Source organism: Candidatus Thiodiazotropha sp. CDECU1 (assembly GCF_963455295.1).
Classification (GTDB): domain Bacteria; phylum Pseudomonadota; class Gammaproteobacteria; order Chromatiales; family Chromatiaceae; genus Thiodiazotropha.
Genome location: NZ_OY734020.1, coordinates 3,524,888 through 3,540,500, shown reverse-complemented (window position 1 = coordinate 3,540,500; position 15,613 = coordinate 3,524,888). Strand labels below are relative to the sequence as shown.

The 15,613-nt window shown below is 55.9% G+C and carries 13 protein-coding genes; 2 read left to right on the top strand and 11 right to left on the bottom strand.

Annotation, left to right across the window (positions count from 1 at the left end; translation table 11 throughout):
* Positions 1–16 precede the first annotated feature (16 nt).
* The 7 genes from napH to R2K28_RS16085 all read right to left on the bottom strand — a co-directional run bounded on the left by napH (position 17) and on the right by R2K28_RS16085 (position 8,123).
* The gene (gene napH / locus R2K28_RS16115; RefSeq protein ID WP_316366030.1) at positions 17–925 is read right to left on the bottom strand and encodes a quinol dehydrogenase ferredoxin subunit NapH; all 909 of its coding nucleotides are present in this window, start codon (positions 923–925) and stop codon (positions 17–19) included.
* A gap of 1 nt (position 926) precedes the next feature.
* Complete coding sequence (gene napG / locus R2K28_RS16110) at positions 927–1,784, bottom strand: ferredoxin-type protein NapG (protein WP_316366028.1); 858 nt, start codon at positions 1,782–1,784, stop codon at positions 927–929.
* Positions 1,785–1,884: 100 nt separating this feature from the next.
* Positions 1,885–4,455 carry a nitrate reductase catalytic subunit NapA gene (gene napA / locus R2K28_RS16105; RefSeq protein WP_316366026.1) on the bottom strand — a complete coding sequence of 857 codons (2,571 nt, stop codon included), beginning with the start codon at positions 4,453–4,455 and terminating at the stop codon, positions 1,885–1,887.
* Positions 4,442–4,711 (bottom strand): chaperone NapD, encoded by a 270-nt coding sequence (locus tag R2K28_RS16100; protein WP_316366024.1) that lies wholly within the window; start codon positions 4,709–4,711, stop codon positions 4,442–4,444. Before R2K28_RS16100 ends, napA begins: the two co-directional genes overlap by 14 nt.
* Positions 4,708–5,259 (bottom strand): ferredoxin-type protein NapF, encoded by a 552-nt coding sequence (napF, locus tag R2K28_RS16095; protein ID WP_316366022.1) that lies wholly within the window; start codon positions 5,257–5,259, stop codon positions 4,708–4,710. Before napF ends, R2K28_RS16100 begins: the two co-directional genes overlap by 4 nt.
* 274 nt (positions 5,260–5,533) lie before the next feature.
* Positions 5,534–6,196, bottom strand: a complete 663-nt coding sequence (gene narL, locus R2K28_RS16090; RefSeq protein WP_316366019.1) for a two-component system response regulator NarL — start codon at positions 6,194–6,196, stop codon at positions 5,534–5,536.
* Positions 6,189–8,123, bottom strand: coding sequence for an ATP-binding protein (locus tag R2K28_RS16085; protein ID WP_316366016.1), 1,935 nt, complete (start codon positions 8,121–8,123; stop codon positions 6,189–6,191). The genes narL and R2K28_RS16085 overlap by 8 nt, the downstream gene beginning before the upstream one ends.
* 161 nt (positions 8,124–8,284) lie before the next feature.
* Here R2K28_RS16085 and R2K28_RS16080 point away from each other — a divergent pair, with 161 nt between their 5' ends.
* Entirely contained in the window at positions 8,285–8,656 is a 372-nt protein-coding gene (locus R2K28_RS16080) for a YajD family HNH nuclease (protein WP_116447029.1), read from the top strand.
* Between the two features lie 41 nt (positions 8,657–8,697).
* Here R2K28_RS16080 and R2K28_RS16075 read toward each other — a convergent pair whose 3' ends face one another.
* From R2K28_RS16075 to R2K28_RS16060, 4 genes are all read right to left on the bottom strand, one after another.
* Entirely contained in the window at positions 8,698–10,602 is a 1,905-nt protein-coding gene (locus R2K28_RS16075) for a M48 family metallopeptidase (protein ID WP_316366009.1), read from the bottom strand.
* 200 nt (positions 10,603–10,802) lie between these two features.
* Positions 10,803–11,393: a LemA family protein gene (locus tag R2K28_RS16070; RefSeq protein WP_116446401.1), complete on the bottom strand. Its 591-nt coding sequence runs from the start codon at positions 11,391–11,393 to the stop codon at positions 10,803–10,805.
* Positions 11,394–11,602: 209 nt separating this feature from the next.
* Positions 11,603–13,018, bottom strand: coding sequence for a class I SAM-dependent methyltransferase (locus R2K28_RS16065; RefSeq protein WP_316366007.1), 1,416 nt, complete (start codon positions 13,016–13,018; stop codon positions 11,603–11,605).
* A gap of 90 nt (positions 13,019–13,108) precedes the next feature.
* Entirely contained in the window at positions 13,109–14,665 is a 1,557-nt protein-coding gene (locus tag R2K28_RS16060; protein ID WP_316366004.1) for a SulP family inorganic anion transporter, read from the bottom strand.
* A 151-nt stretch (positions 14,666–14,816) separates the two neighbouring features.
* On the opposite strand from R2K28_RS16060, the gene R2K28_RS16055 reads away from it, so the two are divergent.
* Complete coding sequence (locus R2K28_RS16055; protein WP_316366001.1) at positions 14,817–15,605, top strand: TIGR00266 family protein; 789 nt, start codon at positions 14,817–14,819, stop codon at positions 15,603–15,605.
* Positions 15,606–15,613 lie beyond the last annotated feature (8 nt).

Below are 15,613 nucleotides of genomic sequence, written 5' to 3'. Positions count from 1 at the left end.
TGGTTTGATGCACCGGTCAAGTCCGGACACCTCGATTGAATTGACCCTCTTGCTTGTACTCGTCGATTATACTGGCGTGACGACCGCCATAACTGAAAACGTCTATTGCACAGATATCGATACAGCGCCCGCAGTTGGTGCAGTCGGAAGAAAGGATTACCGGGCTCAGCCCTTTCTTCTCACCCTTTAGCGCCGGCTTGATCACCTGCGGTTCCGGACAGATCACATAGCATTCCATGCAATCGTTGCAGACCTGCCGTCGAGCTGCATTTACCCTCAATAGGCTCTTACTGCCGACCAGGTTGTAGAAGGCGCCTACCGGGCAGATGTGTCCGCACCAGCCGTCCTTCGCCACCAGCAGATCGAACAGGAAGATTCCCAGGATCATGATCCAGGCCGCGCCCATGCCAAAGACGATGCCGCGGAACATCATCGAGACTGGATTGACCAGCTCCCAAATGATGCCCCCGGTCACCACAAGTGGCAGGATCAACGTCAGCGCCAACATCCAGTAGCGGGTGGAACGCGAGATCTGCGAGGTGGTTCTGATCCCCAGCTTGCGCCGCAACCAGGCGGCCAGGTCGGTGACCATGTTGACCGGGCAGACCCAGGAGCAGTAGACCCGGCCTCCCACCAGGAAGTAGAAGATGAGCACGATGACCACGCCGATAATGGCGGCAGTCTCCGGAACCACCCCCGACAGACTGGCTTGTAGCAACACATAGGGGTCGGTCAGCGGCAGCACGTCCAGGGTCAGGTTTGAGGCCAGGTTGCCCTTCACGATCCAGATGCCGAGCCAGGGACCGGTCAGGAACAGCGCCAGAATCCCGAGTTGACTGAGTCGCCTCAGGATCAGGAACTTATGGGCCTTGAACCAGCCTTTTTTGGCGATGGCATCGTCACCCAATGTCTTCATGTCTAACATGCTACTTGTCCATGAAACCGCTATTGAGTGTATCCAGAGGATTGGAGGAGAAGGGTGTCTCCTCGGCCTCGCCTTCGATGATCAACCCTTCGCCTTGCAGGTCGTAACGCACCCCTTCGGGCAGGTTGTAACGATGCTCGGTGTCGGGAGTGACCAGCGCCTCACCCGCTTTCTCTTTCTCCTTCCAGCCCAGACGGTAGTGCTTACCCAATTCACCTTTCGCAAGGTGCATGGGAAAGACTTTGATGGCTGCCTCTTCCAGAATGCATGCACGTTCACAGAGCCCACAGCCGGTACAGGCGTCCGAGTGAACCACGGGAATGAACAGGGCATGTTTGCCGGAACGGGTGTTGTGCTGCATGTCCAGGGAGATGGCGCGATTGCGGATCGGACAGATGTTGAAGCAGACTTCGCAACGAAGTCCGTGAAAGGCAATGCAGTTCTCCTGATCGATGAGCACAGCCAGGCCCATGCGTGAATCTTCGATATCCTTCAGGTCATGATCGAGGGCGTTGGTGGGACAGGCCACCACACAGGGAATATCCTCGCACATCTCACACGGCCCGGTACGGGCAATGAAGTAGGGCGTCCCGGTGGCGACTTCATCGCCAACCTCACCCAGAAACAGAATGTCGTAGGGACAATCGCGCACGCAGAGGCCGCAGCGAATGCAGGCGCCGAGAAAATCTTCCTCCGGCAAGGCGCCGGGTGGACGAATGTAGTCAGCCGGCAGTGATGAGGCCCGTTTCGAATAGGCGCCCAGCCCCAGTCCGACCAATCCCACGCCACAGGCAGTCTTGAGCATGTTGCCCAGGAACTGTCTGCGGTTGAGCTCGTTTTTTCTCTCTGTTTCCGACATAGTTGAAGTTTCAGTTTTTTTCAGTGCGGTAAACCGCACCCTACGAATGCCCCGGTGTAGGGTGCGGCTTGCCGCACCGTTTCACCGGGTCGATTTACCACTAGGCACGCGTGATCTTCACCCCGCACTTCTTGTAGTCCGTCTCTTTCGAGAGCGGATCGGTCTGGTCGAGGGTCAGCTTGTTGACCAGGCGTCCGGCATCGAACCAGGGCACGAACACCAGGCCCTCGGGCGGCTTGTTACGACCCTTGGTGTCGACCTTGCAGACGATCTCACCACGACGGGAAGTGAGCTTGGCCAGCGCACCGTTACGCAGACGACGTTTCTTGGCATCTTTCGGGTGCATGTAGACCACCGCATCGGGGACCGCACGATAGAGCTCAGGTACGCGACGGGTCATGGAGCCGGAGTGCCAGTGCTCCAATACACGGCCGGTGCAGAGCCACAGATCATACTCTTTATCCGGTGGCTCGGCGGCCGGCTCATAGGGCGCGGTGATGATGTTGGCCTTGCCGTCAGGCTTGCCGTAGAACTTGACGCCTTCACCCTTGGCAACGTGGGGATCGTAGCCTTCACGGAAACGCCACAGGGTCTCCTTGCCGTCGATCACCGGCCAGCGCAGACCGCGGACCTTGTGGTAGGCATCGAAGTCGGCCATCTCGTGACCCTTCTTAGGAATACCTTTGGCTGAGTTGAAGAGGCGATACTCTTCGAACAGGCCCTTTTGCACGTAATAGCCAAAGTGTGCCGACTCGTGATTATCATACTTGTTGCCGCGGCTGTCGGTGACTTGTTCCACCGGGAACTTGTCCACCGTGCCGTTAGCGTAGAGCACGTCGTAAAGGGTCTTGCCGGCATACTCCGGTTTTTTAGCGATCAGATCAGCTGGCCAGACATCTTCCACCTTGACGTACTTGGAGAACTCCATGACCTGCCACACGTCGGATTTAGACTCCCCTGGTGCCGCTACCTGCTCACGCCAGAACTGGGTACGACGTTCTGCGTTACCATAGGCACCTTCCTTCTCGATCCACATGGCGGTCGGCAGGATCAGGTCTGCAGCCTGGGCCGATACCGTGGGATAGGGGTCGGAAACGGTGATGAAGTTGTTCGGGTTGCGCCAACCGGGATAACTCTCGTCATTCATGTTGGCCGCAGCCTGCATGTTGTTGTTACACATGACCCAGAAGGTATTCATCTTGCCGTCGTTGAGGGCGCGATGCATGGCGACCGCATGGATCAGGGTCTTGCCCATGGGCTTGCCACTGATGTCGGTCTGATCGGCGCCGTCGGTCTTACCGTTGGCTCGGGGAATGGTGCCTGCTGGCAGCTTCCAGGTCTTCTCGGCGAACTTACAGTGGGCATCTTTCTTGGTGACCAGGTCCGCAGGCAGACGATGGGTGAAGGTGCCGACCTCGCGGGCGGTACCGCAGGCGGAGGGCTGACCGGTGAGGGAGAAGGGGCTGTTGCCGGGCTCTGCGATCTTGCCCATCAGCAGATGCACGTTGTAGCAGAGGCCGTTGACCCACACACCGCGGGTATGCTGGTTGAAACCCATGGTCCAGTAGGAGGAGACCTTCTTGTTGGGATCGGCATAGGCCTTGGCCAGTCTAAGCAGTTTGTCCTTCGGTACCTTGGAGAGCTTGGCAGTGTGCTCCAGCGTGTAGGGTTCAACCGACTTGGCATACTCTTCGAAACTGATTTTGGAGAGCTTGCCCTTGTTCCGGTTCTTGGCTGCCTTTTCGCGCGGATCCGTGGCACGCAGACCGTAACCGATATCGGTCGGGGTCTTGGTGAAGTTGACATGCTTGTCGATGAACTCCTTGTTATAGGCCTTGTTCTGGATGATGTAATTGGCGATGTAGTTGAGGATCGCCAGATCGGTCTGGGGTTCGAAGATCATGCCGTTGTCCGCCAACTCGTAGCAGCGATGCTCGAATGTGGAGAGCACATGGACCTCGCAGCCGGGCTTGGTGAGGCGAGTATCGGTGAGACGAGACCAGAGAATCGGATGCATCTCCGCCATGTTGGCGCCCCAGAGGACGAAGACATCGGCGTGTTCCAGATCGTCGTAACAGCCCATCGGCTCGTCGATACCGAAGGCGCGCATGAAGGCACCTACCGCAGAGGCCATACAGTGACGGGCGTTTGGTTCCAGGCTGTTGGAACGGAAACCGGCCTTCAACAGCTTCTGTGCGGCATAGCCTTCCCACACGGTCCACTGGCCGGAACCGAACATGCCGACGCCCTTCGGCCCTTTGGCCTTGCGTGCGGCAACCCACTTCTCGGCCATGGTCTTGAAGGCCTCGTCCCAGGAGACCGCCTCGAACTTGCCGTTCTTGTCATATTTACCGTTGGTTTTCCTCAGCAACGGTTTGGTCAACCGGTCCTCTCCGTAAAGGATCTTCGGTAGGAAGTACCCTTTGATACAGTTAAGGCCTTTGTTGACCGGTGCATCGGGGTCGCCTTGGCTGGCTACCACTTTGCCATCTTTTACACCCATCAGAACGCTACAACCGGTGCCGCAGTAGCGACACGCGGCTTTGTCCCAGCGGATGCCGTCATCCGCATCGGCGGCCGCTGCATTGGAAAGCGGCAGGGTGACACCGGCTACAGAGGCTGCTGCTGCCACTGCATTGCTTTTAATAAATTCTCTTCTAGTTAATTTCACGGTTCATTTCCTCCATCGACTCTTCACCGCCATAGTGATAAATCAAAACAGTGCTCACGACGCCTTCAACGTCGCGTAGCGCATTCATGGTGTCGGACATTGGCGACATCGACTCGCCCTTGTCCTCGATAGTGACAATCAATTTACTTACCTCGGTTCCGCCATGGACCTCGACGCCCTGGAACCTTTGCAGACGTTCACTGACCACTGCTCCCAGTGCCGGTTTGGTATGGACGATCAAGCTGCATATATTCATGAATTGACAATCTCCTCACGGGCTTGGGTTGATGCCGCGTGGTCATTGGAAGTGGGGGTAATCGTTATCGAGTGGCTCGGACAGACCGCAATACAAGCACCACAACCGGTACAGGCCGTTGGATCGGGTTGCGGTTGTGAGTAACCACCCGTTTGAAGTTGGAACCGAATGGCTCTCTCCTCACACTGATCGCCGCAACTTCTGCAGACTACGGCATTGCGGGAGAGACAGGATGAGTCGATCTCGATATCTAGCGACCAGGGTGGGGTGGTTGGATCATCCGGGAAGCTGAGTGCCCGGGGCTGACACGCCTTGACGCAATCGCCGCAAAATGTGCACTGTCCCCGGCTAAAATCGATCACCGGATAGCCACCGGATCCGCTCACGATGATATGGCTCGGGCATGCCTTGAGGCACTCGCCGCATCGATTGCATAGCTCACTGAAACGGGCATCGTCCATCGACCAGGGTGGATGTATGCCTCTGCGACGACTATTGATGTCGCCTCGTAGGAACTGAACTCTGTCAATGGATATCTGCACAATCATGACCAAATCGAGGGAACCGGATCGGCGATAATTCATCAGGGTGAGTGACAAACGCCGAATGGGGAAAGTGTTTCATCGGGTGGATGCGTCCGCTTTGATACGGATCAAGGTTTGAGCGAAAAAATTAAGAAAACTTAATATAAATCAATATGTTACCAATATATTGGTAGAGTCTGTTACCCCTATGTGGGTAGCGGATATGTCGTTTGAGGTAGGGGGGTGAATTGACTGACGCTTCTGCCATGGGCGAAACCGCGAGAGTCAATTGCAATGATTAGGGGTTTACGGTTATTCCCTTGTTCAATGCCCAGACTGCTGCCTCGGTTCGGGAGTGGAGCTTGAGCTTCTTGAGCAGATGCTTGACGTGTACTTTCACCGTTCCTTCGGAGATGTTCAGGACATGTGCAATCTGTTTGTTACTCTGGCCCCGGGCAAGACACTGCAGGATCTCCTGTTCCCTGGCCGTGAGTGATGAGACGGGATCCGGCTGCTTGAGTTTGTCATCATCCCGCAGTGCTTTCGCCAGTAACTGGGTCAGGTGATCGCTGATCACCAGGGTGCCACCCACCGCCTTGCGGATCGATTTGAGGATATCCTCAGGCTCCATATCCTTCAGCAGATAACCGTCTGCACCCATGCGCAGGGCGGTCAGTACATCCTCTTCGTTATCGGATACGGTGAGCATAAGCACCCGGGAATCGATCTCCTGCTCTCTGATCGCCTTCAGGGTCTCGAGTCCGTTCATGCCCTTCATGTTGATATCCAGCAGGATCAAGTCGGGAGCGAACTGTTTCGCCACCACCAGTCCGTCGGGGCCGTTGGCAGCCTCGCCTACCAGTTCCAGGGTGTCGTCCATATCGATCAGATCGGATACGCCTTTCCTGAACAGGGGATGATCGTCGATTGTTAGTACAGTGTATGTCTGTTGTTCAACCATGTTTCAACTGCTCGATTAACATCTTTTTGGATTCAGTATCAGATGCATCAGTAAGATTGAAGATGAGCTCTATACGGGTACCGCCACCGGCTGGTTCATTGATGGTCAAACTCCCCCCAAGCCACTCAGCACGCTCTTTCATGATAGGCAATCCATAGTGTTGCATCATATCACCTTCATCATTGATTCCGATGCCGTCATCCTCGACGCTGACATTGACCCGCCCTGTTTGATCGCACTCCAGTACCACATGGGCGCGTGTTGCGTTGGCATGGCGGATGACGTTTGACAACGATTCGCGGATGATCTGGATGATATGGATCTCCGCATTGGGAGTGAATTGACAATTTCCTATATGGTTGGTGTATTCAATAGTAATGCCGGATCTGTTTTTGAATTCCTCAACCGTCTCGCTAATCAACTTACCCAGGTTGGCATCGGTCACTCTGAGCCTGAAGGTGGTCAACAGTTCGCGCAGTTGGCGATAGGCGCCGTTGAGTGCCGAGCGCAATGCGGCGCTTACCAGTAGAATCTCTTTTTTTTCCCGTTCATCGTTGATCGATTTCTCAAGTTTGGCTACCTGTATCTTCAGATAGGAGAGCGACTGGGCAATAGAGTCATGCAGCTCTCTTGCAATCACGCTGCGCTCCTCCATCAAGGAGAGTTTTCGACTCTGGGTGACCTGCTGGGCCACGTTGATCGACAGTGCTATATGGCTGGCTACGGTCTCCAAGAGACGCTCCTGCCACTCCTCCAGCCGCATCTCTTCAGGAAACTCCACCAGCAATACCCCGAACTGCTGATTCTTGTCCCGTATGGGTGTGGAAAAGATATTCACGGGTACAGGGGAATCGGGCATTGCCAGCTTGAAGGTATGGGAGTTGCCATCACCGAGACAGATCGCACACTGGTTGTCGGACTTGTCCTTTGACAGGATATCCGTGTCGCGAGTCGATGCATAGCGATAGGCCTGATCGTCACCGGGCTGTCCCAGGCAGATGGTGCCATTGTTCACCCCCAACAAGACCTCGATATCGTGGATCACCGCTATCAATACATCCTCGCTCAATGAGGAGTCGCTGAGCCGTTTGGTGGCGGAATAGAGCAGCTCCAAGGTGCGATTGCTCTGCTCCAGGTCATGGGTCTTTTCACGCACCCGGTTTTCAAGATCCGTGTAGATGACTGAGAGATCCTCCGCCATGACATTGAAGGCCTGACCCAGCTGGCCCAGTTCATCCTCACCGAGATAGCGGCTGCGAACGGAGAAGTTACGATGCCGCGCCGCATTGGCGCAGGTAAGCAGATTGCGCAGTGGATTGAGTACCCGGGTCTTGGTCAGATAGAGACTGATCAGGGCAACCATGAATGTGAGAATCAACAGTATGATCTGGATGATTCTGTGTTGTTGGTTGATCTCTTCGGCATCGATTTCGAGGGCCTCCACAAAACTGTGGATATCATCGACGAAGTTGTCGACCAGTGCCAGGTAGTTACGCTGGCTGTTATCAAGTTGTCTTCTCTCCTCCGCCGACAGGGTGTCCGCAGTGCTTAATTGCAAATAGTCCTGCAGGTTGGGAAGCATCAGCTCTTGCCACTGGGATTCGACTCTCCGATAGGTTTCAGTGACCTTTTTATGGGGCCCTTTGGTGAGTACGTCGTGGATGCGATGACTGAACAGGCGTTGATTATATTCCGTCACCAGGTTCCTGGTGCGGGTGGTCGCCAGCTCGTTATGGAACTTGGTGCGATGCACCAGGCTGCTGGCGATGCGATAGGACTGCATGCGCAAGGTGCCGGCCTGGTTGATGGCGGCGGCGTATCCCTCCGCGGTTTCAGTGATGATCATCGAGCTCATCATCCCCGATACGGCCAGAATGAAGAGAATGGTGATGACCGTCCCGAATCTGAGTAGCAGTGAGTTTTTCACGGTGGGATGCTCTGCTGTTTAGTGTCTCATGGGGATTGATGTTAACAGTGTGGGATCCTGCCGTCAGCCTCATGGTAAAAAAGGCAACACGGCATACCCAAAGGCCGGGAAGGTGAACTATATTTCCCTTTTATACTCATTGCACCAGTCAGGGGTTGAGCATGTCGTCGCAGCAATCAAATGAGAAACTGGACCGGGTCGTTGCCCAGGCCCGTCGCGACAGGGAGCAGCGGGAGCAGGGTTATCGGGAACAGGCGTTGAAACTCTATCCCTGGGTTTGCGGTCGTTGTGCGCGGGAATTCACCCGGGAAAACCTCAGGGAGCTGACGGTTCATCACCGCGATCATAATCACGATAACAATCCCCCGGATGGGAGTAATTGGGAGTTGTTGTGCATCTATTGCCATGACAATGAGCATTCGCGCTACCTGGAGGCGGATGCCGGATACTCCTCCGTCGATTCGGCAGAGCACAATGCCAGCACTCATCAGCCTTTCGGTGACCTGGCTGATCTGCTGAAACAGAAAAAGTAGCCAGATTCGGTGCGGCAAGCCGCACCGTATGTCCTCTACAATCAGCGATCACTCAATAAGGGCAGTGGGATATGCAGGGCCGCACCGATCGCGCGCAGCAGTTCCAACTCTTCGGTGGTGACCTGGCTATCGGTAAGAATGGTCTCCACCAAAGCGGTGATCAGACGCTCTTTCTCCTTGTTCTTCAGAGCATCCAGTTGCTGCAGCGCGGTATCCAATGTGGCTACCCAATCGGTGGGCTGCTGCATGGGTAGCAGTTCCAGGCCGAGACTCTTGATACCCTTCCCATAGCTGCGCTGTATCTGTTCACTCTCCCTGTGACCATGATCGGCGAGGATGGCGATAACGCTCCGCACCGCCTCTGCCTGCTCCACCAGGGTCTGGTTGCCGCCGATGTGGCTCTGGGCGGGATTGAGGGCATCCTTCAGGTAGAGAGCGATCACCTTTGCCAGGAGAAACTCAAATACCTCTATCTTGCCATCCAGATGCACGATCTCGTTGACAGTGCCGAGCATGCGCTGGGTAAACTCCACCGGGCGCCGTTTCAGGGCGGGAAAGGCGATCTCCAGCAGGGGCAGACGCTGTTCAGGTTGGATCGGCATGGAGGATCTCATCAGGTGACGCACCTGGGCCTCACTCTCCGCGCCCAGGTTGCGGGCAATGGTGAAGAGCTGTTGCTCACGTATCGATTCGTCCTTGTCGAGCAGGAGACAGAGTAACAGTTCCGGCGCCCACTCGGTGGACCGGGCGGCGGAGAGCATACTCTCGGGCATACTGGCCGCCAGGGCTGCTGCAGCCAGGATCTGCTCCCAGCCGGGACTGCCGATACCCTCGATGATGCTGCGCGGATCGAAGGGGGTGCGTTTTGCGCTGGCCTGGTCTGCAGCGGCCTCCCGTTCCGCCTCCCGGCGGGAGCGTTGCTGCAGGCGTTTGGCGATCTCCGCCAGCTCCTGCTCCCGGAAGCCGGGTTCGATACGCTGGATGCGTTCGAGTATGGGTGGATGGGTGGCGAACAGGTTGGCGGCCATGCCCTGTCCGAACAGCATGTGGGCGATCTCCTCACTATCCCTGGCCAGGGATGCCCCCTGGGCGTGCACCGCTATCTTTTTCAGTGCCCCGGCGATGCCTTGGGGATTGCGGGTGAACTGCACCGCGGAGGCATCCGCCAGGTACTCCCGCTGACGGGACACCGCCGCCTTGATCCAGCGGGCGAAGAAGAGACCGATATAGCCGATGGCGGTGAGGGCCGCGGCGAACAGCATGATGGCGCCGGCGTTGTTGTTTTTCGAACCGGAGGAGTAACGGGCACCGGAAAGGATGCGCCGTCCGGCAATGGCCAGGATCATGATCCCGAACAGGGCGCCGATGAGACGGATGTTGAGGCGCATGTCCCCGTTGAAGATGTGACTGAACTCATGGGCGATGACCCCCTGCAGCTCCTCGCGGTTCAAGCTCTCCAATGTACCCCTAGTCACCGCCACCGCTGCATCGCTGGGTGAATAACCAGCGGCAAAGGCATTGATACCCGACTCTTGCTCCATGATATAGATCTCGGGCACGGGCACACCGGAAGCGATGGCGATCTCCTCCACCACATTGCGCAGGCGTTGACGCAGCGGATCTCTCGGATCGGCTTCCACCGGCACCCCTCCCATCTGGCGTGCCACAGCACCACCCCCATCCTTCAGGCTGGCGCTGCGGTAGAGACTGGCCAGCCCGATTGCAGCGCCGGTCCCCCCACTGGCCAACAGCAGGATGGTACTGTTGTGAGTGAGAAAAGTACCCAAGCTTTGGGTCGTACCTGCACTCTCGTTAAGCACATTGCCGAACAGCAGCAGTATCGCAATATCGATGGCGATGATGATGATGACGACGGCAAGCAGAAACAGCAACACCAGGTTTCGGGTGTTGCGTTTGGCTTGGTCCTGTTGTTCGAAGAAGTTCACGTGTCGAGGTCCTTCGGTAACAGATTGCCTAAAGCGTGTTTATCCGGAAACGATACAAACCTGGGTAGGCGCCTGACGGCTGACTTTCGCAGTAGCGGCCTGGATGCCGCGTAAGCCCCGTCAGTCCAGGGATGGACTGTTGGGGCGTCGGAGAAAGACAGCCGTCAGGCGCCGAGGGGTTGAAAATCGCTTGCTGTATGTTAAGTGAATGAAACCTGTGGTACTTCGCGCTTTGCCTCATCCTCTATCTCGAGCAGGGTTGCCGGCAGGAAACGGAACCAGCCTGCAATCAGATTACTCGGGAATGACTCGCGGTCTATGTTGTATTGCATTACCGAGTCGTTATAGGCCTGGCGGGCAAAGGAGACCTTATTCTCGGTACTGACGAGCTCCTCCGAGAGCTGCATCATGTTCTCATTGGCCTTGAGATCGGGATAGGCTTCGGCCAGGGCGAACAGCCGACCCAGGGCGCCGCTGAGACCCTGTTCCGCTTCCCCCAGTTGTTTCATGGCTTCCGGATCGGATGGGTCTTTCGCTGCCTGCTGCAGGCCGCTGACCGCCCGGTTGCGCGCCTCGATCACCGCTTCCAGGGTCTCTTTCTCGTGTTTCATATAGCCCTTGGCGGTCTCCACCAGATTGGGGATCAGATCGTGGCGTCGCGTCAGCTGCACATCGATTTGCGCAAACGCGTTTTGGTAGCGGTTACGCCCGGCGATGAGCTTGTTGTACATGCCAACGCCGAAACCGATGACAGCCAGAATAATAACCAGTAGCACGATTGATGTTGTCATTGTTTGCGGTCCTCTAAGGGAATTTGCCAATCCTATCCTATTCTGTACGAAAGCTGTTAGATTTTAAGCGTCATCCAGTGAAATTGCAGTGTTCAGCCGTTATTCGAGGATGAATTGTCACCAGTTTTTACAAACTGAAGACGTTACATTCGCTTCATGTGCTATCCGATAAATTCTTGCAGCCATTATTCACCATCAGGTGAATTGATTTACCGCCATCTGTTGCCTAGCGCTCTCAGTTTCCATTTGATTCTAGAGAGTAAGTTAACGGGTGTCTCATGGAGTTCAGGTATCGTGGCGGTTATGCTTTCGGTTATGCTTCGCAATTGGTCGCTGATAGGGTCTGTTTTTTGTCGGCTGTTATCGAGTATGCCGATTTGCTGTAGCGATAACTGCAGGATAGGGCGATAGAGAAACAGATTTCTGAAGTCGACTTGCAAACCCTTGGCCGCAAGCAACGCTGCCAGCTCGTAGCGGTGTTCCGTTGCTGCTCCCACACGGTTGAGATATTCGGCCCGCTTATAGAGATAGGATGGCAGTGAATAGGGGATCGTTTTACCCAGGTCGAAAATCGACTCTGCCTGGATGGCCCGCTGAGCCAACTCCAAGGGTCTATCAAGACTGATATCGAATTGAAGGGAAAGCTGATGCTCGATCTGTTGCGATATGTCTGGTTCATCGAAAACAGTATCGGCATTGAGCGCAGAGGTATAGTAGTTGATTAGATGCCCGAGATAGACACGCTTGTCGAGATCGGCCCCCTGATTGATTTTTGCTGCGTAATAGGCCGCAAGTTGGGAATCAACTACATTATCTGTATCGAGTTCAATCGGCTTATCGGACAGGTAGGCAACGTTCGTTTGATGGAGCAGCTTCACATCTGCATGTTTAAAGCCGGCCTGCTGGGCAAGATGTTCAAGTTCATTCTGCGAGAGTAGGAAGTAGTGTGCTCCGGGTGAGAGTGCTGCGTAGAGTTCGCCGGGCAAGCTATCTTTGTGCAGCGCTGAGACGCAGGGGGTGGTGATGAGCAGGATGCCACCCGGCTCAAGATAGCTGCGCAGCTCCTTGAGGAATGCGAGCGGGTCGGATACGTGTTCCAGTACCTCGGTTGCGTAGATGAAACTGAATCGCCTGTCGTGGAGTGCTTCTGCCTCATGGGTATAGGCATTTATGATCGGCAGTTTCAATAACTCTCCACCCTTGACCCCATAGGCGGAGGGTTCGAGGCCAAGTGCATCAATGTCCCAGGCTGTACGGCAGTAATCGAGGGTGACACCAACGTTACAGCCAATCTCCAGAACGGAGTTGAAGCGACTGAATGGAAGCCGTTCGAGAAGGGGGAGTTTCCAATCCAAACCGGAAACCAATTCTAAGTAATGGTAGATCAGATAGATGAAATTCGGATCTTGCAGTGCTGCTTCGGCCGCAGGGTAGGGAAGGATCATCTCGGTTGCGTTTAACGTGAATGCGCTGTGGCATTGACTGCATCTTGCTACCTCTAACTGGTCATAATCAGGGTGCCAGTGGGAAGCGTTGAGGATGATTGCATTGCCCACTCGGTTGCCGCAAACGATACAAGGGTGGTTGGTAGGGGTGGCTGAGTCAATCCAGCTGACGCCTGACATTTCACGTCTTCCATTGTGTGAGAAGCCTGAAATCAAAAATACATCTACCTCCTACCCGCGGTCAAGGTAGCTGATGTCCACTCTCGCATCTCAGGCCACCCTGTCATCCGCAACCCGGTAGGTGGGATCTTCCATCATATTGACCTCCACCAAATCGCCGGCCTTTACCAGCAGGTTCTGGCACTCCTGGTTCAGGTGGCGGATATGCAGCGTCTTCTGCCTGCGCATATAGCGTTCGGCCAGATTATCAATCGCCTCCAGTCCGGAGTGATCGTAGACACGGGCGTCGGCGAAGTCGACGATCACCTCCTGGGGGTCGTTCTTTGGATCGAACAGATCGGCAAAGGTCTGCACGGAACCGAAAAAAAGCGGGCCGCGAAGGGTGTAGTATTTGATCCCATACTTGTCGATGTTGGTATCCGCATGCATCTGCTTGGCATGCTCCCAGGCAAACACCAGGGCCGAGACGATGACGCCGACGATGACCGCGATTGCCAGATCGGTCAGGACCGTAATCACGGCCACCAATATGCCGACGAAGGTGTCTGCCAGGGGAATCCGGCCGAGTAGACGAAAGCTGGCCCATTCGAAGGTGCCCAGCACCACGATGAACATCACCCCAACCAGTGCGGCAACCGGAATCATTTCGATCAGGCTAGCGCCGAACAGGATAAAGGCAAGCAGAAACAGTGCCGCTGAAATTCCCGACAGACGGCCGCGACCGCCTGAATTGATATTGATCAGGCTTTGACCGATCATGGCGCAGCCCCCCATGCCGCCAAACAGGCCGTTCACCGTATTCCCGACCCCCTGTCCGATACACTCTTTGTTACCCCGCCCGCGGGACTCGGTCAGCTCATCGATCAGGCTCATGGTCAGCAAGGATTCAATCAAACCGACACCGGCAAGAATGATGGCATAGGGCAGGATGATCTGGAGGGTTTCAAAGGAGAGGGGGACCATTGGGATATGAAAGCTGGGCAATCCGCCGGCAATGGTTGCGGTGGGATCCCCCGACAGATCACGCAGCACGTCCTGCACTGAGCGGGCATCCAGATCTAGAAAGATCACTATCAGGGTCACGCTGACAATGGCCGCCAGCGAGGCGGGTACGGCGGAGGTGAGTTTCGGCAGGAAGTGGATGATCCCCATGGTGAGCGCAACCAGTCCCAGCATGATCCACAAAGGTGTGTCGCTGAGCCACACCATGACACCGTTCTCATCGGCCACCTGGAACTGTTTCAACTGGGCGATGAAGATGACGATGGCCAGGCCGTTGACGAATCCCAGCATCACGGGATGGGGCACCAGGCGGATGAATTTACCCAGGCGCAGCAGACCGGCGCTTATCTGGATGAGCCCCGCCAGCAGGACCGCCGCGAACAGGTACTCGATGCCGTGTTCCGCCACCAGGGCCACCATCACCACCGCCATCGCGCCGGTGGCACCGGATATCATGCCCGGCCTGCCGCCGATGACGGCGGTGATGATGCCCATCATGAATGCGGCATAGAGGCCTACCAGTGGCGCCACGCCGGCAACGAAGGCGAAAGCGACCGCTTCAGGCACCAGTGCCAGGGCAACCGTCAGGCCAGAGAGAACGTCGTTTTTTACGCACTGTTTCCCCGGGCAGGTGAGTTGAAACATGGATGACCTCGCATGGCTGTGGCAAAAAGCGGCGAAGTATATCAGAAAATCATAATATAACTAATCTTGATGGTTGATATTTTTCACCACTTGGGTCAAAACTCTCCACAGACAATCACACAATCATTTGATCTGAACAGGAGTGCTGGCGATGCGTTGCCATGAAGTGGACTACGAGATCCTCGGATCCGAGATGCAGTTGGTTGAAGTGGAGCTGGATCCAGGCGAAACGGTGATCGCCGAGGCAGGCGCCATGACCTATATGGAGGAGGGGATAGATTTCGAGACCAAGATGGGTGACGGCTCCAGTGCAGATGAGGGATTGATGGGGAAGCTCTTCTCCGCGGGCAAGCGAGTCTTTACCGGCGAGTCCATCTTCACCACCCATTTCACCAACCGGGGCAATGGCAAACAGCGGGTCTCCTTTTCCGCCCCCTATCCCGGCAACATCGTGCCCCTGAATATGCAGCAGTTGGGGGAGAAGATCACCTGCCAGAAAGATGCCTTTCTCTGTGCCGCCCTGGGCACCAAGGTGGATATCGCCTTCAATCGCCGGCTTGGGGTGGGGCTGTTCGGTGGTGAGGGATTTATCCTACAGGCCCTTGAAGGCGATGGGATGGCCTTCATCCAGGCCGGGGGCACAGTCATCGAAAAGCGTCTCACGGGGGAGACCCTGCGGGTGGATACCGGTTGCCTGGTCGGTTTCACGGGGGGCATAGAGTACGACATCCAGCGTTCCGGCAACCTCAAGTCCATGGTGTTCGGCGGCGAGGGTATGTTCCTGGCAACCCTGAAGGGGCATGGGACGATCTGGTTACAGAGCCTGCCATTCTCACGCATGGCGGATCGCATCCTGGCGAATGCCCCTTCATCGGGGGGCGGTGATCAGGGTGAGGGATCGGTGCTTGGCGGGATCGGGAGATTGCTGGATGGCAAATAGGCTAGTTC